The 19,835-nt window shown below is 61.6% G+C and carries 17 protein-coding genes and 1 pseudogene; 5 read left to right on the top strand and 13 right to left on the bottom strand.

What is annotated here, in order from left to right:
* Positions 1-699 (bottom strand): histidine phosphatase family protein, encoded by a 699-nt coding sequence (locus JJC00_RS16490; RefSeq protein ID WP_200473571.1) that lies wholly within the window; start codon positions 697-699, stop codon positions 1-3.
* 136 nt (positions 700-835) lie between these two features.
* On the opposite strand from JJC00_RS16490, the gene JJC00_RS16485 reads away from it, so the two are divergent.
* The gene (locus JJC00_RS16485) at positions 836-1,621 is read left to right on the top strand and encodes an SDR family NAD(P)-dependent oxidoreductase (RefSeq protein WP_200473570.1); all 786 of its coding nucleotides are present in this window, start codon (positions 836-838) and stop codon (positions 1,619-1,621) included.
* A gap of 767 nt (positions 1,622-2,388) precedes the next feature.
* Positions 2,389-3,567 carry an acetylornithine deacetylase gene (argE, locus tag JJC00_RS16480; RefSeq protein ID WP_200473569.1) on the top strand — a complete coding sequence of 393 codons (1,179 nt, stop codon included), beginning with the start codon at positions 2,389-2,391 and terminating at the stop codon, positions 3,565-3,567.
* 196 nt (positions 3,568-3,763) lie between these two features.
* On the opposite strand, the gene JJC00_RS16475 is transcribed toward argE, so the two are convergent.
* The 4 genes from JJC00_RS16475 to JJC00_RS16460 form a co-directional block, all read right to left on the bottom strand.
* The gene (locus JJC00_RS16475; protein WP_200473568.1) at positions 3,764-4,387 is read right to left on the bottom strand and encodes a LysE family translocator; all 624 of its coding nucleotides are present in this window, start codon (positions 4,385-4,387) and stop codon (positions 3,764-3,766) included.
* 57 nt (positions 4,388-4,444) lie between these two features.
* Entirely contained in the window at positions 4,445-5,029 is a 585-nt protein-coding gene (locus tag JJC00_RS16470) for a DUF2199 domain-containing protein (protein ID WP_200473567.1), read from the bottom strand.
* Between the two features lie 61 nt (positions 5,030-5,090).
* The gene (locus tag JJC00_RS16465) at positions 5,091-6,149 is read right to left on the bottom strand and encodes a phosphotransferase family protein (protein WP_200473566.1); all 1,059 of its coding nucleotides are present in this window, start codon (positions 6,147-6,149) and stop codon (positions 5,091-5,093) included.
* A 53-nt stretch (positions 6,150-6,202) separates the two neighbouring features.
* Positions 6,203-7,438, bottom strand: a complete 1,236-nt coding sequence (locus tag JJC00_RS16460; RefSeq protein ID WP_200473565.1) for an acyl-CoA dehydrogenase family protein — start codon at positions 7,436-7,438, stop codon at positions 6,203-6,205.
* Positions 7,439-7,654: 216 nt separating this feature from the next.
* Between JJC00_RS16460 and JJC00_RS16455 the strand changes: the two genes are divergently transcribed.
* Entirely contained in the window at positions 7,655-8,311 is a 657-nt protein-coding gene (locus JJC00_RS16455; protein WP_200473564.1) for a TetR/AcrR family transcriptional regulator, read from the top strand.
* Between the two features lie 4 nt (positions 8,312-8,315).
* Here the strand turns inward: JJC00_RS16455 and JJC00_RS16450 are convergent, their stop codons facing one another.
* Positions 8,316-8,708: a RidA family protein gene (locus JJC00_RS16450; RefSeq protein ID WP_200473563.1), complete on the bottom strand. Its 393-nt coding sequence runs from the start codon at positions 8,706-8,708 to the stop codon at positions 8,316-8,318.
* A gap of 99 nt (positions 8,709-8,807) precedes the next feature.
* Positions 8,808-9,023 (bottom strand): hypothetical protein, encoded by a 216-nt coding sequence (locus JJC00_RS16445; RefSeq protein WP_148778652.1) that lies wholly within the window; start codon positions 9,021-9,023, stop codon positions 8,808-8,810.
* Positions 9,024-9,372: 349 nt separating this feature from the next.
* Here JJC00_RS16445 and JJC00_RS16440 point away from each other — a divergent pair.
* Positions 9,373-10,281 (top strand): annotated as a pseudogene (locus JJC00_RS16440) (AraC family transcriptional regulator); the annotation flags it as partial.
* Positions 10,282-10,523: 242 nt separating this feature from the next.
* Here the strand turns inward: JJC00_RS16440 and JJC00_RS38140 are convergent.
* From JJC00_RS38140 to JJC00_RS16420, 5 genes are all read right to left on the bottom strand, one after another.
* Positions 10,524-11,786, bottom strand: a complete 1,263-nt coding sequence (locus JJC00_RS38140) for an HlyD family type I secretion periplasmic adaptor subunit (protein WP_246774234.1) — start codon at positions 11,784-11,786, stop codon at positions 10,524-10,526.
* Positions 11,787-11,921: 135 nt separating this feature from the next.
* The gene (locus JJC00_RS16435) at positions 11,922-14,045 is read right to left on the bottom strand and encodes a type I secretion system permease/ATPase (RefSeq protein ID WP_200473561.1); all 2,124 of its coding nucleotides are present in this window, start codon (positions 14,043-14,045) and stop codon (positions 11,922-11,924) included.
* 29 nt (positions 14,046-14,074) lie between these two features.
* Positions 14,075-16,039: a hypothetical protein gene (locus tag JJC00_RS16430; RefSeq protein ID WP_200473560.1), complete on the bottom strand. Its 1,965-nt coding sequence runs from the start codon at positions 16,037-16,039 to the stop codon at positions 14,075-14,077.
* 112 nt (positions 16,040-16,151) lie between these two features.
* Complete coding sequence (locus tag JJC00_RS16425; RefSeq protein ID WP_200473559.1) at positions 16,152-16,955, bottom strand: hypothetical protein; 804 nt, start codon at positions 16,953-16,955, stop codon at positions 16,152-16,154.
* A gap of 280 nt (positions 16,956-17,235) precedes the next feature.
* The gene (locus JJC00_RS16420; protein ID WP_200473558.1) at positions 17,236-17,790 is read right to left on the bottom strand and encodes a hypothetical protein; all 555 of its coding nucleotides are present in this window, start codon (positions 17,788-17,790) and stop codon (positions 17,236-17,238) included.
* Between the two features lie 120 nt (positions 17,791-17,910).
* Here JJC00_RS16420 and JJC00_RS16415 point away from each other — a divergent pair, with 120 nt between their 5' ends.
* Entirely contained in the window at positions 17,911-18,432 is a 522-nt protein-coding gene (locus tag JJC00_RS16415; RefSeq protein ID WP_200473557.1) for a hypothetical protein, read from the top strand.
* An 81-nt stretch (positions 18,433-18,513) separates the two neighbouring features.
* On the opposite strand, the gene JJC00_RS16410 is transcribed toward JJC00_RS16415, so the two are convergent.
* On the bottom strand, positions 18,514-19,743 hold the full coding sequence (locus JJC00_RS16410; protein ID WP_200473556.1) for a CaiB/BaiF CoA transferase family protein: 1,230 nt from the start codon (positions 19,741-19,743) through the stop codon (positions 18,514-18,516).
* Between the last annotated feature and the right edge of the window lie 92 nt (positions 19,744-19,835).

Raw genomic sequence — 19,835 nt, 5'->3', positions numbered from 1 at the left:
TCAGGCGAGCTTCTTGACTTCCGGCCCCGCCGGCTGATGCATCTCGGCATGCGCATCATCGGCGATCCACGGCTGCTGGTTCACCATCGGCAGCCGCCAGACGGAGCGCTCAGGGCTTGAAAAACAGTCGAGCCGCGTGATCGAGACATTGTCGATGTCGAACGCCAACGCCCGCTCCACCTGGCCGTCGAGTGCGAGACCGATCGCCGCCTTGATGGTGCCGCCATGCGCGACCGCGATCACGTCCTGTCCGGCTGCCTCATTGTTGATCCGCTCGACCGTGCGGCGCGTGCGGTTGTAGAGATCCATAAAACTTTCGCCGCCCGGCGCGGGCTCGTTGATGTCGGCAAACCAGCTCGAGCCGATTGGACGGCTGGCGATGAACTCGGCGCGGTTCATGCCCTGCCAGCGGCCGAGATTTTGCTCGGCGAGATCCGCTTCCCATTTCATCGACGCAGGACGCGGGTAACCCGCCTCCCAGATCGCTTCGGCCGTCTGATGCGTGCGCATCAGATTGCTCGAATACCAGACCGCCTTGCGTGGCAGCACCTTGGCAACAGCGTTGAACACGTAAGTGTCGCTGATGTCGCAGGCGAGATCGCTCTGTCCGTAGATGTTGCCGCCGTCATTGCGCACCGGCGCATGACGAACCCACCACCAGCGTGTCGTGACCACATTCGGCTTGTCTGCGGTTACCATGAGCCTCTTCCATCCCGTGTGATGTCGCTGTACGTCAGGTGCGAACGTGTCTCAAGACACTTTACCGTTTGAAATTCTGTTTGAAATTCCGTCGCGCGGCAAGCGTCACGCGGCACACCAAAGGGAGGAGAAACGCATGGGCCGTCTGCAAGGCAAATCCGTCATCATCACCGGCGCCGGCAGCGGCATCGGCCGCGCGGCTGCGCTGCTGTTCACCAAAGAAGGCGCCAGGCTGATCGCGGTCGATCGCACCGAGGCGGTGAAGGAGACCGTCGACGAGGTGAAGAAGGCCGGCGGCGTTGCGGAAGCGATGCTGGCGGATGCTGGCTCCGAGAAAGACGTGATGGCCGTGATCGACAAGGCGGTGAAGACGCACGGCCGGCTCGACGTGATCTGGGCCAATGCCGGCGTCTCCGGCGGGCTCGTTCCGCTCGGCGAGCAGACCGTCGAACAGTGGCAGGAAGTGCTGCGCGTCAATCTGATCGGACCGTTCCTCGCGGTGAAGCATGCGATGCCGCACATGGTGAAGCAGCAGTCCGGCGCGATCGTGCTCACCGCGTCGGTTGCAGGCCTCAAGGCGGGCGCCAGCGGACATCCCTATGCCGCGAGCAAGGCCGGCGTGATTTCGCTCGTGCAGACCACCGCCTATTCGCTCACCGGCACCGGCGTACGCATCAACGCGGTGTGCCCGGGCCTGATCGAAACCGGCATGACCAAGCCGATCTTCGACCGCGCCAAGGAGCGCGGCACCGCCGACAAGATCGGCCAGCTCAACCCCTTGAAGCGTCCCGGCCAGCCGCACGAGCTCGCGGCGATGGGATTGTTTCTGGCCAGCGACGAGGCGTCGTATGTGAACGGCCAGGCGTTCCCGGTGGACGGCGGCCTGACGGCCTCGATGCCATATGCGGGGAAGCCGGTTTAGCACAGGCGCTCTCGTGTCCCGGACGCGCTGCAGCGTCCTTGCGCTGCTGCGCTGCGTCCGGGGCACGAGACCGTCTTTGAAATATCGACATGAGTTCGCATCCTCGCGGCGCATTTCGCCCGAGCTTTGCTTCAATGCCTCACCCTCCATTGAAAGAGGGCGCAGGGAAGGCCGGGAGCCGGCTGGCTCCCATCGACCGCTATGCCATGAGTAGATTGCGCTACACTGCACAGCGGGTAACAGGGCAGCCGGAGGCATCCCGGCCTTCCCTGCGCGGATGGTTGGAACGGCTTATGTCGTGCTCTCCCCGGGGAGCGATGCACTATTGCCCCCGTCGTCTCGCAGATGACTGACACGAGGGCCCGGTTGAGCCACACGCATCACCACGAGCCTTGACGCACAGACCCCGGGCGTCAGGACCACACGATTTCGCCGTACACGGATCACACCGGTCGTGCGCGCGACGGCTTTGCTCACGGTCGCCCGCCCTGCAAATCCCTTCGCGCCGATATGACCCACGTCCACCGCCGTCCGACCCGCGTTCGTGACGATCGCGATACGCCCCTCTTCCTTGGGTCGGAGTGAGCGAAACATACGCCGTTTCCGAATTTCGGTAAAGTGGAATCTTTTTCACGGCGCGGATTGACCGGCGGCTTGGGTGTTTTGCCCGACAGGCACCGCAAGATGTTGATTTGCCCGACCGGCTCCTTCGTTGGTATGGTTCATGCAGGCCCCGCAGAGCCGTCCTCCATCTCATGAACGAGACAATGCCAAGCCAAAGATCTGACCGTATCCGCAAGCTGCTCGCCGACCTCGTCGGCTTCGACACCATCAGCGACCGCACCAACCTCCCCTTGATTGCACATATCGAAAACTATCTCGCAGCCTTCGGCATCAAGGGCGAGCGGATCACCGACGTAACAGGGCAGAAGGCTTCGCTCTGGGTCACGATCGGGCCAGAGGATCGGCCGGGCTTCGTGCTGTCGGGCCATACCGACGTCGTACCGGTGGTGGGCCAGGACTGGAGCCATGATCCGTTCAAGCTCATCGAGCGCGACGGCAAGCTCTATGGGCGCGGCACCACCGACATGAAGGGCTTTGTCGCGGTGTGCCTGGCCATGGTGCCGGAGATGCTGGAGGCGAAGCTTTCGACACCGATCCATCTTGCGATCTCCTATGACGAGGAGATCGGCTGCGTCGGCGTGCGGCCGATGCTCGCCGATGTCGCGAAGAAGAAGGTGAGACCGCTCGGCGCCTTCATCGGCGAGCCGACCGAGATGAAGGTCATCATCGGCCATAAGGGCAAGCACGGCGTGCGCGCGACGTTCCACGGCCTCGCCCGCCACTCCTCGATAGCGCCCGACGGCGTCAACGCCATCGAATACGCCGCCGAGTTGATCACCGAGATCCGCCGCCGCGCGGTGAAGCTCGCAGGCGAAGCCGAGCGCGGCAGTCTCTACGATGTCCCGCACTCGACGCTGCTGACCAGCATCGTGCATGGCGGTGCGGCGCTCAACATCGTGCCCGATACCTGCACGGTGGATTTCGAATGCCGCGGCATCGGCATCACGGAGTCGCGGGAGGTGACGGATGCGATCGTCGCATGGGCCAAGGCCGAGCTGGAGCCCGCGATGAAAACGAAGTGCCCGGAATGCAGCATCGATTTCGAGGAGATCCTCGATTACCCCGCCCTCGACACCAAGGCCGACGCGGCGATCGTCACGTTGGCCAAGCAGCTAGCCGGGCGCAACGATCACGCCAAGGTCGCCTTCGGCACTGAGGCAAGCCTGTTCGCCAGCATGGCCGACATCCCCTCGGTCGTGATCGGCCCCGGCGCGATCGCGCAGGCCCATACGCCGGATGAGTTCGTGGCGATCGTGGAACTGGAAAAGTGTGCGGGGTTCGTGGAGAAGCTGATCGCGCATTGCGCGGAGGCGGCGGCGTAGGCGACGCTGCCGTAGGGTGGGCAAAGCGAAGCGTGCCCACCCCCATTCGTCGTTGAGGAAGGGTGGTGGGCACAGCGCTGCGCGCTTTTGCCCATCCTACGAGAGCTCGCGTAGCCAGCATGAGCGAAGCGACATGCGGGACCACCTGCCCCGGATATCGCTTCGCTCATCTGCGGCAACGGAAGCACGCGGCGCCTCATCGCTCCTGCAGAGCCAGTCGCACACCGACGGCGCAGTAGATGGTCCCAACTACCTTGCCCTGCCACTTCACAACAGCCGGATGGCGGCGCAGGAGATTGCCGAGACGGCCGGCGCCGACGGCGAATACAACGGTGCTGAGCAGGCCGAGCATCACGAAGACGACGCCGAGAGTCGCAAGCTGAAATGCGACCGAACCGTGCTCCGGCCGCACGAATTGCGGCAGGAAGGCCAGGAAGAACAACGCAGTTTTGGGATTGAGCACCTCGGTCAGCACAGCCTGCCGGAAGGCGCGGCCCGCACTGATCGCAGGCGCGCCGTTCAACACGATCGGCGCCTTGTCGAGCATGGCGCGAATGCCGAGATAGATCAGGAAGCCGGCGCCGGCATATTTGACGATGCTGAACAGCAGCGCCGACGTGGCGATGATCGCCGACAAGCCGACGATCGCCATGCTGGTGTGGATGATGTCGCCTACGGCAATTCCTGCGCCCGTTGCGATGCCGACCCGCGTTCCCGAACTTGCCGCCCGCGCCATGGTGAGCAGAGTCGCCGGGCCTGGAATGAAAACGAAGCCGAGCACGATAAGGACATAGGTGATGAGGGTGGCATGATCGATCATGTGGCTGGCTCCCTTGGCTTCGCGCCAGCGACTTATACAGGCGTGCGAGAGGAGCGATCAATCCGACAATGCCCGCCTGATGTCATGGCCGTAGAGGGCGTAGATTTCGAGCAACCTGTCGAAGGTCATTCCACGCTGCTGCTCCAACGCCAGCGGATGCTCGGTCGGCTCCAGCTCGACTTTCGGACGTTGGCGATCGTTCTGAAAATGCAGCCGGCATTTGAGATTGAGGGTGTCGGGATAACCTGCGAGCCGGTTTGAGAACCAGCCGAACCACGGTCCGAGTTCCGCTTGCTCGCCGCTGTCGAAGCTCTCGACATAGCGCTCGAAATTCGGGCGCGACAGCGTTGCCCACACGCCGAAGCCGAAGCACCTGCCGTCGCCGCCAATAATCGGCAGTACGAGCACCGCGCGCACGAAGAAATGCTCGCCGCGGAGCACGCAGAAATCCTCGGAGAGGAAGTCGCCATTGAGATCGAGCGCGCTGTTCGGCGCGCACTGCACCTTTCCCGGCCATTGCTCGGGATTGTCGCAGGCGAGATCGAAGACGCCCTTGTGCTCGCCCCGGCAGGACTCACAGCGCCAGGGACGCTCCCACATCCGGCGCCAGCGGGGGTCGTTGGAGAGGTCGTTGTCCTGCATCTCTTGGCAGCCTCTGCGTCACAAATCACAAGCGCGGCCATCAGCCGCGCCTTCGCTCTTCCTACACCGCACCTGCCTTCTGCGCATATTCCCACGACGCCTTTGACAACGGCAGGGTGCGCTTGGCGGATTCGAGCGCCTTGGCGTTGGCGGCGGTGCCGTCGCGGACGCGGCCGGCGATGCCTTGGGTGATGCCGGCGAGCCGGAACAAATTGTAGGCGAAATACCAGTTGAGATCCGGCACCGTCATCCTGGTGACGTTGCAATAGATCTGTGCGGCCTCTTCCACGCTCGGGATGTTGAGCGCCTTGAGGTCGGCGCCGTGCAGGCCCGGCATGACCCACTGCATCAACAGATAGGTGAAGTCGGCCATGGGATCGCCGAGCGTCGACAGCTCCCAGTCGAGCACGGCCTGCACGCGCGGTTCCGTCGGGTGGAAAATCATGTTGTCGAGGCGGTAGTCGCCATGGACGATCGAGACGCGTGCCTGCTCCGGCAGGGTCCTGGGCAGCCACTCGGCAACCTTCTCGAACTCCGGAATGTGTTGCGTCTCAGAGGCGCGATACTGCTTGGTCCAGCGATCGATCTGGCGCGCGAAATAATTGCCGGGCTTGCCGAAATCGCCAAGGCCGATCGCGACGGGATCGTACATATGAAGTTTCGCCAGCGTCTCGATCTTGCTGGTGAAGATTTTTCGGCGCGCATCGGCATCCTGGCTCGGCAGCGTCGGATCCCAGAACACGCGACCGTCTTCCATCGACATGATGTAGAAGGCAGCGCCGATGATGCTGTCGTCCTGGCACAGCGCATAGGCGTGCGCGACCGGAAAACCCTGCTTTCCAAGGGCCGCGATGACGCGGTATTCGCGATCGACCGCATGCGCCGAAGGCAGCAATTTGCCGAACGGCTTCCTGCGCATCACGTAGGAGCGGTTCGGCGTGTTGAGCCGGTAAGTCGGATTGGACTGGCCGCCCTTGAACTGGAGGACGACCAGCGGGCCTTCATAGCCTTCGACGTTGTCGCGCATCCAAGCCTCGAGCCGCATCTCGTCGATACGATGACGCTCCTCGACCGGCTTGGTGCCCGAGAACTCTTCGTCTTTCCTGACGCCGTCAGCCACGGTGACGCTCCCTTGAATTTCTTGAAGGGAGCGCCACGAAGCCCTCCCCGTTCTTAATGCTTGGGAGAATTGGCATACTTCCGAACTTCGAGCCTTGCAATGGCGCGGTTGTGCACCTCGTCCGGACCGTCGGCGAGCCGCAGCGTGCGGATGCCGGCGTAGTCCTTGGCAAGGCCGGCTTCGTCGGAGACGCCCGCGCCACCAAAGGCCTGGATCGCCTCGTCGATGATCTTCAGCGCCATGTTCGGAGCAGCAACCTTGATCATGGCGATCTCGGCCTGCGCGGTCTTGTTGCCAACCTTGTCCATCATGTCGGCGGCCTTGAGGCAGAGCAGCCGCGTCATCTCGATGTTGGTGCGGGCCTCGCCGATGCGCTGCTCCCACACACTGTGCTCGACGATCTTCTTGCCGAAGGCGGTGCGCGACATCAGCCGCTTCACCATCTTCTCCAGCGCTTCCTCGGCCTTGCCGATGGTGCGCATGCAGTGGTGAATACGGCCAGGTCCGAGGCGGCCCTGCGCGATCTCGAAGCCGCGGCCCTCGCCGAGCAGGATGTTATCCTTCGGCACGCGCACGTTCTCGAGCAGCACTTGGGCGTGGCCATGCGGCGCGTCGTCGAAGCCGAACACGGGGAGCATCTTCTCGACCTTGATGCCGGGAGTGTCGAGCGGAACCAGGATCTGCGACTGCTGCTGGTGCTTGGCCGCGTTGAAATCGGTCTTGCCCATCAGGATCGCGATCTTGCAGCGGGGATCGCCGACGCCGGACGACCACCATTTGCGGCCGTTGATGACGTAGTGATCGCCGTCGCGCTTGATGCTGGTCTCGATGTTGGTCGCATCCGACGAGGCCACCGCCGGCTCCGTCATCAGGAAGGCGGAGCGGATCTCGCCGTCCATCAGCGGACGCAGCCATTTGCGCTTCTGCTCCTTGGAGCCGTAGCGCATGAACACTTCCATGTTGCCTGTGTCGGGCGCGGAGCAGTTGAACACTTCCGAGGCCCAGGAGATGTGGCCCATCTGCTCCGACAGCAGCGCGTATTCGAGATTGGTCAATCCCGCGCCACGGAATTCGTCGTCCTCATGCTCGTTCGGCGGCATGAACATGTTCCAGAGGCCTTCGGCCTTCGCCTTCTTCTTGAGGTCCTCCAGCACCGGGATCACCTTCCAGCGCTCGCCGCTGTGATCCTGCTCGTTGTAGATCGGCACCGCCGGACGCACGTGCTTGGTCATGAAGGACTGCACGCGGTCGAGCCATTCCTTCTGCTTGGGGGACAGATCGAAATCCATGGGACGCTCCTCGGTCTCGCTTTTGAAAGCCTGTTTTGCGCCGGACTGTCCTCCCGCAATGTGCGGCCCGCAAGCGCCATTCGGCGGTTGACGGGGCGTGGAACCGGCGCTGCGTGGATCTTGGCGCAATTCCATCATGCGGATTGACATTTACCGGCCTTCAAACGATAGTTTCATACAAGTGTTTGAATTGCAACTCCCTCCCTGAGGGCATCCATGGCCAGCGATCATACGAGGTCTGCCATTCTCGCCGCCGCCGAACGGCTCTACGCCGATCGCGGTTTTGGCGACGTCACGCTGCGCGACATCGTCGCGGAGGCCAACGTCAATCTGGCCGCGGTCAACTATCATTTCGGCTCGAAGGACGAGCTGATCGCGGAATTATTTGTCACCCGCTCGATCGCGACCAATCGCGAACGCTTGCGCCAGTTGAAGGCCGCCGAGGAGCAAGGCGGCGGCCGTGCACCGATTGACGCGATCTTGCATGCGCTGGTCGGCCCGCCTCTGCGCGGCTGCCTGGGACCGGAGAACCAGCGCTCCACCGCGGCGCGCTTCATGATCCGCGCCTCGATCGAGTCCGTGCCGCCGATCCGCCGCATCAAGAACCGCGAGATCGACCATCTCAGGAAATTTGCCGGCGCGATGCGAAGGTCCCTGCCCGACCGCAGCGAGGTCGATATCTATTGGGGCCTGAATTTTGCGCTGGCGATGGCGCACCACACCATCCGCGAGAGCGAGCGACTGACAAAACTGTCGGAAGGCCAGTGCGATCTCGACGACGTCGAGGACGTGGTCGCGCGCGTCGTCAACGTCGCGACGATGGCGCTGACGGCGGGACGGACGGAGACAAAGGCGCGCGCGGTGGCGCGTTAGCGCCTCACATCATCGCGATGCAGTCGATCTCGACGTCGAAGGGGCCGAACCATTCCGGCGTGCAGACGAAGATGCGCGCTGGCGGGTCGACCGGGAAATAGCGCGCATAGACCGCATTGAACGCGGCGAAGTGTTTGGTCGAGGTGCAATAGACATTGCACTTCATGACGTTGTCCAGCGACGCGCCCGCTGTCTCCAGGCAGAGCTTCATCTGCTCCATGATGATCTCGCTCTGCCGCTCGATTGGCATCCCCCCGATCTCGCCCGTCTGAGGGTCGAATGGCGGCAGCCCCGAAACGAAAATCATGTTGCCGGCGCGCGTGACCGGCGAGGCCGGCGCCTTCACGCGGTCGAGAAAGGACGAAATTGGTTCGACGCGGAGCGCTTCGCGTTTCATGGGCCACCACCTTCGGTTCAAGCGAGACTGGTGCCTGCCTACACTATATTGCAGCCGGCATGTTTCGCATCTGACCGAAGTGTGATCGCCTGGCGCGGGCTAGGCCCGCTGCGGCATCTCCTCGGCCTCTTCCTTGGCGAGCAGCAGCAGCATCTCGATGCCCATGTCGCCTTCCTGCGGCGAGCGGATGAACTTGATCTCTTCGGCGCTTTGCCGCAGCGCAGCAATGATCGCGACAGCCTGGTTGGCCGTCGCCGCCTCAGTCGCCAGAATTGCCTTCTGATCCTTCGCCTGGAACCCGATGGTGTAGGACATGCATTTCCCTCCCGAAGTCAGTGGAGGGATCGAATCAGAGTCGCGCGCGAAGTGGAAGCCTGTGCGAGTACGGACCGGGTTTATCTGGGGATTGCGCGCAAGCCCCGCGTAAGGCCACGAGATCATCATGCTTCCGTCACCAGGTGATGCGCAGCGATGAACTCATGCAGCTAGGCCAGGTTAGCGGACGGCATCCACATCATGCCACCTCCGGCTGCGGCGCAGCGAACACCGTGTGGCATCGGCGCCACAATCGCGCGGATAATATTGTCGTGGACGGAACGGTTTCGAACGCAATGGCGTGACGGCGCGTCATAGAGTTCGAGACGATGTTTTCTGGCGGGGGCCAATGCAGGACACGGGATCGCTTCAGCGCGCACGAATCTCTACGGACGCTTTTCCGGAAGCCAGGCGGCTTCAGATGTGGCGCGAGGTCTACGGGCGCGGCCTCGCCGCCGTCGACATCGAGCCGATCGGAGACACCCCGTTCCATGCAGAGGTGATCTTCAGCCAGCTCGCCGGCATCAGCATCGCCGCCGGCTCACGCTCGCCAGCGCATTACCGCGCTTCCAGGGAGCTTGCGGCGCGGGCCAAGGACTTCATCGTCGTCAGCGTGCTGCGCGCGGGCCGCGCCAGCGCCACCCAGTTCGGCAAGGAGCTGATCGCGGGCGTCGGCAGCGCCAGCGTGATTGCCCCGCTCGATGCTTCAACCAGCACCATGCTGACGGAGGGCAGCTTCGTCACCCTGCTGCTGCCACTGCCAGCGATCGCGCGCCGCGCTCCGCACTATACGCAAGCGTTCGGCCGCCCGATTCCGAGTTCCAACACCGCACTGCATCTTCTGAACCGCTACGCGGACGTCGTCGCCGACACCTCGGTGACCGATCCGGCGATCGCGCGCAGCGTCTCCGAGCATATGCTCGACCTCGCCGCGCTCGCGCTCGGCGCTCATGGCGACTATGCCGAGCTCGCCCGCATGCGCGGCGGCACCGCCGCACGGCTGACCGCGATCAAGTCGGACATTCTCCAGGCGCTCGGGGATAGCGAGCTGTCCACCGAAGCCATCGCCATCCGTCACGGCATCTCGCCGCGTTATGTGCGCAAACTGTTCGAACAGGATGGGTCATCATTCTCGACCTACGTGCTGGCCGAGCGGCTGGCGAAGGCCCATCGCATGCTGGTCGACCAGCATTTTGCCCATCTCAACATCGCACAGATCGCCCACGAAAGCGGCTTTAGCGACATCTCCTATTTCAACCGCACCTTCCGCCGCCAGTTCGGTGGCCGCCCGTCCGACTTTCGCGAGGCTGCAAAATGCGTGTGGCGCGCGCAGCGGGACTATAGTCAAAGGCCAGCCATGGCAGATCGAGCTCTCAGACGAACAAATCAGTCAGCTCTTCGCAACCGGGCACGACGCACCAAGCAGCCGTCCACACATGACTCATTGCAGGCGTGTTTGCGCGGCAACGTGCGTGTTCCAGGGATGGTGACCAGCGATTACTACCGCTCCCGGAAAGCTCGTGTCATGCTGTCCTCAAGCGGCTTGGCGATGTACTGGAGGAAGGTCCGCTCCGAGGACTTGATGAAGACCTCAGCCGGCATTCCGGGCGTCGGGCTAAAATTCGGCAGGGTCGCAGCCTCTGCCGCATCCAAGCGGACCCTAACGACGTAGACGTCTGTCGGCCCGACTTGCATGGACTTGTGCTCATCGGGCAAGGAATCCGCCGAAAGATAGATGACATCGCCGCGGATCATCGGTGTGACGCGCTGGCTGAGCGCGGTAAGTCGTACCATCGCATGCTGCCCTTGCCTCACGCTATCGATATCCTGAGGTCTCACCCGCGCCTCGATGATGAGTTCGGCGTTGAGCGGCAGGATCTCCATGATCGGCTTGCCAGGCTCTACGACCCCCCCTTCGGTGTGATACCGCATTTTGACAACGATACCTTCGACCGGAGCCACGATGTTGACTCGATCGAGCATCGCCTGGGCACTATGAACCCGCTCGTTGACGTCTGCGAGCTCGCCACGGACGTCGCGCAACTGATCGACCGCCTTCTTCACCGCGTCCCTTCTCAGTCCGGTGATTTGCTCCTGGGAACGGGCGATGCGCTCCTTGGCGTCACCAATGTCCGCCATGATCCGCCCGACTTCGCCTTCGAGGCTCGCTTTAGTCCGTTGCAACAGCAAGACATCCGGCTTCTTCACCAGACCGGATTGGAGAAGGTGCAGCTTCGTGTCGATGTCCTCATCGAGGAGGCGCATCTGACGTTGGACGCTGTCGAGCTGCACTTTCGAACCTTCGATGCGCTCTTCGATCGCCTTGATGCTCGCCTCGACGGCGGCGATATCGCTCTTCAAATTGTTGCGGCGGGCAACAAGCGTCATTCGTTGAGTATTCAGAATCTCCAGTATTTCCGGATCGCTCGCCTTTTCAGTCAAGTCGTCCGGAAAACTGACTGCGTCCTGCTCCTGAATTTCGGCCTGCAGGCGAATGTCCTCCGCGACCAGGCGGCTCTGTCGGATCTGCAGCCGTCGCAGTTCAGCCTTTGGCGTTGTCGGATCCAGCTCGACCAATGTCTGGCCGGCCTTCACAACGTTTCCTTCCCGCACGGCAATCTTCCGGATGACGCCTCCCTCAAGATGTTGGATCGTCTTGTTTTCACCCGTGGCGACGAACACGCCTGAAGCAACCACCGCTCCGGCGATCGGGGCCGTGCTGCCCCACACGCCAAAGCCCATGACGGTGGACGCGATGATCATGAGCCCACCGAGTGTGGCTGCCTTCGTCGAGCGCGGAAGATCCGCATCCCAGGATGGCCGTGCCTCGACCCCTCTTCGCCTGACTGCGTCAATAAGAAACTTCATGGATAAGCCCCTGGATAAACCATACGCGCTTCACGCACTGAGGATCGGCGGCCCGCCAGGAGATGGCCCGCTCCCGTTCGGCGGCTTGCGGCCGGAAAGGAGATGGATCATTTCATCTCGCGCCCCGAACGCCTGCACTGATCCATTCTGCAGGATCAAGATCTTGTCGACGCTCTGCAGCAGCGCGGGGCGCTGCGTGACCGCGACGATGGTTGTGCCCTTCTGCTTGGCTCGGGTCAGCGCCTTGGCCAGCGCGAGCTCTCCACTCGTATCGAGATTGGCGTTTGGTTCGTCCAGCACGACGAGGCGCGGGCTACCGTAGAACGCGCGAGCCAGTCCGATCCGCTGCCGCTGGCCTCCCGACAAGGGGCTGCCATCCATGCCGATGACGGTTTCGTATCCTTGAGGGAACTCGGCAATCATCTCGTGCACGTCAGCGGTTTCCGCAGCATCGAAAATGTCCGCGTCGCGCGCATCGTCCCGCATACGCGCAATATTGGCCTTGATAGACGCCGGAAAGAGCTGAACGTCCTGGGGCAGATAGCCGACGCATTCGCCAAATTGGCGAGGATCCCAGTTGCGCAGATCCATCAGGTCGAGCCTCACGTTGCCGGCGGTAGGGATGATGGAGCCGACGAGCATCCTTGCAAGCATGGTCTTGCCGGTGCCGGACGGGCCGACGATCGCCAAGGATTCGCCGGGATCGAGCGCGAAGCTCACGCCGTTCAGGATCACCTTCTTCGTCGGCGGCGGGACGTAGAGAATTCGCTCGACGCTGAGACGCCCTTCCGGTCTCGGCAACCGCAGCCGACGGAGGTTGAGCGGAGTGTTTTGCAGAAGCGTCTTGATGCGCTGATAAGCGGACCGCGCATGAACGTAGCTCCGCCATCCCTCGATCGTGCCTTCAAGCGGGGCAAGCGCCCGGCTGGACACAATGGAGGCGGCAATGATCATGCCGCCCGTGAGGTGCGACTCGAGCGCGAGGATCGCACCCCAACCGAGGATTGCGATCTGCGTCCCCAACCTCAGGAACTTGGAGAGGCCGGTCATAAGGACGTTGCGATCCTGAGCGATCACCTGTGCTTTGAGGGACTCCACAGTCTCTTGGCCCCACACTCGAACGCCCTCAGGAATCATGCCCATGGCGTTTATGACCTGCGCATTACGCGCCATGGCTTCGGCCTGAAGGTTGGCACGGGTGACGAAGACGCTGGCTCGGGTAAACGGATCGGCGGTGACATGCTGGTTCAGCAAGGCGAGCCCGGTCAGGCCAAGACCAGCCGCCGTGACGATCAATCCAAGCTGCGGGTGAATGAGGAACACGACGATCAAATAGACGGGCGCAATCGGCGCATCGAACATTGTCAGCAAGACCGGTCCGGTCATGAAGGATCGAAGCTGCTGGAGGTCGGCAAGCGTCTGGAATTCGCGGCTTGATCCGCTCTGTGCCGCCTTCGCCGCCGCACTCAGCACAGGACCGCCAAGCCGCACCTCTGTATCAACGGCAACCCGCATGAGAATGAAACGACGCATCATATCCATGAGCACATGTGCTGCGATCGCAAATATAACGATCGTCGTGAGCATGATCAGCGTGTCGACGCTCCGGCTGGTCAGAACGCGATCGGACATGTTGAAGAGGTAGATCGGAATCGACAGCGCCAGCAGGTTGACGACAAACGAGAAGATTCCAATCGTCAGAAAATTGCGTTTGATCGACGCGAGACCCTTGGAGAGAGTATCGCGGTATTCGTCGCCCCCCGTGGCTTTCTGTAATGGCGACCATCCGCCGCCGCCACCGCCTCCGCCGCTCCTGGTTCCACCGCCGTTCGATCCGCCTTGATGTGATACCTCTTGTTTCTCGGCCCTAGCAATGACTGCCGCGCCCGATCCGTCCCCTTTTGCGAGCGGAGGACTCGCCTGCGGGTCTTTCGAGTGGACCTGCAGATGCCTTGTCTCTGCTGGCTGGCTGGCTGCCGGGCCGGAAGCCGCCGCGTCGGCACGGTGTGATGTCCGGACTTCGCCCAATTCGTCCAGAGCGGCGCCGGCGTGATGGCGCGCGGCTCCCGGATCGAACCTCGAGACGTTTGGCGTTCGCGGATTCCCGCCCGTCCGCGCTGCGTCCGATGAATTTCCTATGCCCCATCTATCCATTACGCGGCCCTTCCGCTTGCGCTCATTTGCTAGTGCATCATGTGTGACATCGGATCATCGTGATTCACCGTGGTCGTCACGTGAACGATGGGATGCGGAGTCGGATCCACGATTTTCGTGTCGTTGAGGAATGCGACGATCTCCGGAGCAAGCGCGTGAGGATCGTTCCAGTGCCCACTGGAGCATCCGCCCTGAGGGAGCATGTTCGCCTGAATCAGCACAGAGTCGGAGTAAACCTGCCCACCGACAAAGGTCTGATCGGGCTTCACGCAGACGATCGACGCCAGGTTGAGATCCAGATCGTGACCGGCAATGAGCGACTGCTCCGCTGTACCATTCGCTAGCGGATTTCCTTGCGTGGGCGATGACTCGTCCTGCAGAACGTAGTTGCTGTTCTGTAGAAGATTGGTTTGCCAGATTGCGTTGACATCGTAGCAATCGCCCGTCACGTACAAGACGTGAAGCGTTCCGCCGTAGCCGTGAATCAGGGATGCCAGCGATGGATCCATGCTAGTCTGGCCATTCTCGATCTCGTTGACGATCTGCTGAAAGCCGCCATTGAGCGGATTGAAATTCTGACCTCCGTATGTATCGATCGTCGCCGCATTGATGAGGTGGTTTCCGCCGAGGCTGATTGACGGCTCACCGAAGCCGCCGGTGCCACCCGCGCTATTCACGGAGTGGATGATGTCGTTATTCACCAGGATATTGTACTGATAGATCATATTGGCGGAGTGGTACGATCCGCCCACGATGATCATATCGTACTTGAAGTCACCGTTCGTGAGCTGAGCCACATTCATCAGCTGGTTCTCGCCAGCCACAACGTCGTAGTGCGTATCCGCGCTCTTCTGCTCGACGACATCGTTGTTGGAGAGGTAGTTGACCTGTGTCAGCGTATGGACCTGGTAATAATTTCCGTTGACAACATCGAAATCCCACGTGGCGCCGGGCGCTCCCGGAGATCCGGCATAAACCGACGCGTGCTGGACAAACCCGGCCGCATTGGTCGACTCGTCGGGCGTAAAATGGACGGAGCCGCGGGGTCCCCAGCTGCCGCTCGTTTCGACATGATCCTTGTTCGCACTGGCGTTGACCTGGAAGATCGCGTTCGTGGTGTAATCGTTTCCCAGCACGATCATTGTCTTGCAGGCGCTTCCGATATCAACGATCTGCGCGGCATTGGTCAGGTGATTGTCTCCGACATCGGCCCATTGTCCGAGCTTGTGGCCGGTGTCCGCGGGCTTATTGTCGAGAGGCGATGACAGATTCTGATGAAGCGCATCCGGCTCCGTTGTGACGGGCTGCCCGTTCAATTGGTACCCGTTCTTCACGGACGGGGGATTGCCTGAATCACCATGGCTGTTGTTCCAGCCTTGGTCCATCGCGCCAAGTGCCGAAACGATCGCGGACGTGTCGTGCGGAAACTTCCAGGACTCCGGAACGGCATCGCTGACCTGGTGGATCATCGTACCAAGCAGTTGATCCGAAATCTGGATGAGGTGGTTCATGATCGGGGGATAGGTGGTCCCGATCAGGTCATTGCCGTCGTTGAAAAGCGCGTTGACCTGATGAGCCTCGATCTCGCTTTGCTCGCCCCCGGGGTGATACACAACCTTAACTTCGAAGCTGGCACCGCCACCGCCGCCGCCTCCACCACCGCCGAAGAATGGCGGCGCCGGCGAGAGCGGCCGATCAGGTTCGTCGGGGACGTCTTCGTGAGGAAAGGTAATTTTTGGAAGATGTGACTGCGGCGCTCGGTGGAATTGGTAGGTGTCATCCGGCAGGTTTCCTGGAGGTGCCACGGCGGCCGTCTGAAGATCGTCGAAGCTGAGTGGGTCACTATTCTGCGGCGGGCGTGGCGTATCGTCCTCATCGGCGGCACGCGCGCCGGGACCTCCGTCAAGTTGCGCGCGATCGCGCGCTATGTCATCGAAGAGATGAAGGTAGCCGGAAAAATAGGAGATTGCTTCCGTCAAGCCGCCCGGAATCATTGTCGATCTCCGCTCACAGATTGGGTCTCTGCGAGCTCAATGGCCGCAATATGGATCAGTGCTAAAATGGAGCGGCCCGCGCGGGTTGAAGCCACGCGGGCCGTGGAGATGACTAATGTGTGCCGATGTCGTGCGTGTCGTGCAGGTCGTTCCCTGCCACCTGCATCGTCAGGCTGTTGAACTGGATGTTGGCACCCAGCGTGATCGTCTGCGTGAAGGCAGACTGCGTCAGGGCGGCATCGGCATGAGAGGTGATGCCGCTGGCCGACGTGCCGGTGACGTCCCCGACATGGCTGTGGTCGGCACTGGAATCGCCGCCAAGGGCCTTGGCGTCCATGCTGAACCCGCCGCCATGCTCGGTCTCGCCACCGGTGAAGGTGACGTTCGCGTTCTCAACATGTCCGTTGTTGATCAGGTTGTTCACCTGATCTATGTTGAACTGGTTGCCGTCGCCGTTCAGCGTTTGGTTCACGACCTGCGGCATGATCAACGAATCGCTGAAGTGGCTCATGTCGTGCATATCGATCACCGGCGAGCTCAGGCCGGTTGCATGCAGATCGAGGTCGACCTTGACGTCGACGTTGACCTTGGTATCGACAGTGTTCTCGACGTTGTTGTTGACCGCATTGTCGACCTTGTTGTGAACGTCGTTGTCGTTGTGGTCGAAGTTGCCGTTGGCGTTCAGATTGCCGTTGCCATTCCAGTTGCCGTTGTCGTTGCTGTTGTCGCTGGAATTGTCGCTGGAGCTGTAAAGCGCCTGCGAGGCAGTCTGCGTCTCGTTCTGACCTTGACCTTGGCCCTGACCTTGACCTTGGCCCTGACCTTGACCTTGCAGGTTCAACTGGCCTTGACCCTGTCCCTGCAAGTTCAGCTGGCCCTGAGCTTGCCCTTGAAGCTGGCCCTGTTTCTTGGACATGAGATACTCCTGTTTCGGTTTGGAGTATCGTCAACGCTTGCGGTCGCTGATCTTCTGCGTCTGCGGCCCCTCACGTCTTTCGATACTGCTCTGCGTTGAGACGGGTTCTCCCGACTACAGACACCGCCTGATGTCTGTGCAATCAGCATCATCAAAGATGTAGAGGTCTTCAAATGCCTTTCCGGAGTAGTGGGCTTGGTCCGCGGGTTGGAATTCGTCTGCTAAGGAGGTAAGCACTTCGACGAGGACGGCTACTACGTTTGAGGTATCGCCCATTCCGTCATTGCTGCAGGTGAGCCTCGAGCTTCGGCAGAAATTCCCAAACATCTCGATTGATGCGGATCATCGCGCGAACCGTATCAGAAAGCGCCTTCAGACGAGCCTCGTCGACCGGTCGCGTTTCTCCAAACGCAAGGCTTGCACGGGTCTGGACCACGCGCATGGATTGAGTCTGGACTATTTCGCCGCTTTCGTCGACCGTATACATGCAATGCGTGAGCTCGTTACGAACTTGCGTCGTATCGTTGAAGCGCTCGATGAGCTTGTTCAACTCTCTATCAAGAGCTGGATCTCTGATCTTGATCCTGGCCAACCGTTGAATCAAATCGAGACGTGCGCGCGTCGTATTCAATGTGGCGAACACTAACGCAGCCGACGCTTCATCCGTGCTGAGCAGGAGCATCAGGACGTAAATGAATAGGCTCTCATTGTTCGACCAATTGAAGATCAGGTTGCCGATCAGCGCGAGGACGTTCGTTCTATGGCCGGCAGATTCCGGCGCGGTCGCCTCAAGCGCACTGAAATTCGGTTTGGGAGGTAACTTGCTCACGGTCATTGGCCTGGACCCCGCGTGACTCCCGACGACTCGCAATCGCTTGCCAAGTCGACTAACCTTGGCACTCTAGCTCAGTTTGACTCCGCCGCGCTACGCTCGTTTGTTGGCGCCGATGGCCCGATGGCAACGCTGGAAGCCAGAATGCTGAGGTGGCTTTTCGCAATGATCGACGTGGCCCGTGTGCGCAATGCCGCCGTCGCGACGATCCAGCCATTGGTTGAGGCAAGCAGAGGACGTCTCGACGGCATTCCCGGCTCGATCTGGCTTGAGCCGTATATGATCGGACTCTTGGGCATGCTGATAACCTTGGCGGCAGAACGGGAGGCGCGCCCTATCGAGGGGGCCGCCCTGCGCCAGGTTCAGACAGAAGCCTGGCGCAAGATTACCGGGCTGGACTATCGGATAGGCGAAGAGATCATGCTTCTCAGTGCGACCCATGACGAGCAGTTCCTCGCAGGGTGCATAGATGCCGCGAGAATAGCCTCCGAGCTATACGGTTATGAAGCAGCCTCTTGGCGCGGCTGGGATGCCCCTGACCTGCCGGGCCCATCGCTCTTTGCGGATCCAGTCGCAGCTCATCAGGTCCGGGACATCGTCCGATGGCGCGAGACATTCGATTCCTACGTCGTGCGCCGGCAGTAGATCGGTCGGCTAGTTTAGGAGCTTACGCCAACCCGAACATCGCGCGCACATCCCGCGGGATCGCAACCGTCGCGCCGAAACTTAGATGATCCCCCGCTTCTTCAGCTCGTCAATCTTGCCCGCATCGTAGCCGAGCTTGGCACTGAGCACCTCCTCCGTGTGCTCGCCGAGCAGCGGCGGGGCGCGGTAGGTCTTGACCGGGGTCTCCGAGAAGGTCAGCGCGTTGCGGATCAGCGACAGATCGGGCTCGAAGGGATGGTCGACCTTCACCCGCATGCCGCGCGACTGGACGTGCGGATCGGAAAACACCTGCTCGAAATTGTTGATCGGACCGGACGGCACGCCGGCCTCCTCGAGCTTGTCCAGCCAATAGGCCACAGGCTTCTTCAGGAACAGACCGGCGAAGATCGCCATGATCTCCTTGCCGTGCACGACGCGGTCGTTGTTCTTGACGAAGCGCTTGTCGTTGGCGAGCTCGGGCTCACCGAGCACGGCGCAGGTGCGCTGGAACTGGCCGTCATTGCCGACCACCAGCATCAGCTCGCCGTCGGTGCAGCGGAACACGCCGGCCGGCATGCCGCCATTGCCCCAGGTGCCGCGGCGTGGCGGCATCTTGCCGTTGACGAGGTAGATCTGCAGCCAATGCGACAGCGACGCGATCACCGTATCGAACAGGCAAACGTCGATGTGCTGTCCCTGCCCGCCATTGACGTCGCGATGGTAGAGCGCCGACAAAAGCCCGATCGACGTGTTCATGCCGGTCATGTAGTCGACGATCGACGGCCCGACTTTCATCGGGCCCTCGCCGGGCTCACCGTCGATATGGCCGGTGACGCTCATCAGGCCGCCCATCGCTTGCAGGATCGCGTCATAGCCGGCGCGCGGCGCATAGGGGCCGGTCTGGCCGAACCCGGTCACCGAGCAATAGATGATTTTTGGATTGATCGCCTTGATCGTCTCGTAGTCGAGGCCGTAGCGCTTGAGATCGCCGACCTTGTAGTTCTCCATGAAGACGTCCGCATCCTTGGCGAGTTCGCGAATGATCGCCTGCCCCTCGGGCTTGGCGATGTTGACGGTGACCGACTTCTTGTTGCGGTTGGCGCACAGATAGAACGAGTTGTTGTTGTTCGCCTTGCCCTCGGGATCGGTCAGGTAAGGCGGGCCGAAGGCGCGCGCGTCGTCGCCGGTGCCGGGCCGCTCGATCTTGATCACGTCGGCGCCGAGATCGCCCAGCATCTGGGCCGACAAGGGTCCTGCAAGCACACGCGTGAGGTCAAGGATCTTGATGCCTGAGAGCGGCAAGGCCGACATGTCGATTTCCTCCGGGGAACTGGATATTGGCGCGGCGGCGAGATCGCGGGCCGGGCTCCCTGCGGATACACCATTTTCGGGCCCCGAGCACT

The organism is Bradyrhizobium diazoefficiens, assembly GCF_016616885.1.
Taxonomy (GTDB): domain Bacteria; phylum Pseudomonadota; class Alphaproteobacteria; order Rhizobiales; family Xanthobacteraceae; genus Bradyrhizobium; species Bradyrhizobium diazoefficiens_F.
The sequence above is the reverse complement of the archived record's forward strand: the minus strand, read 5'-3'. Positions and strand labels throughout refer to the sequence as shown.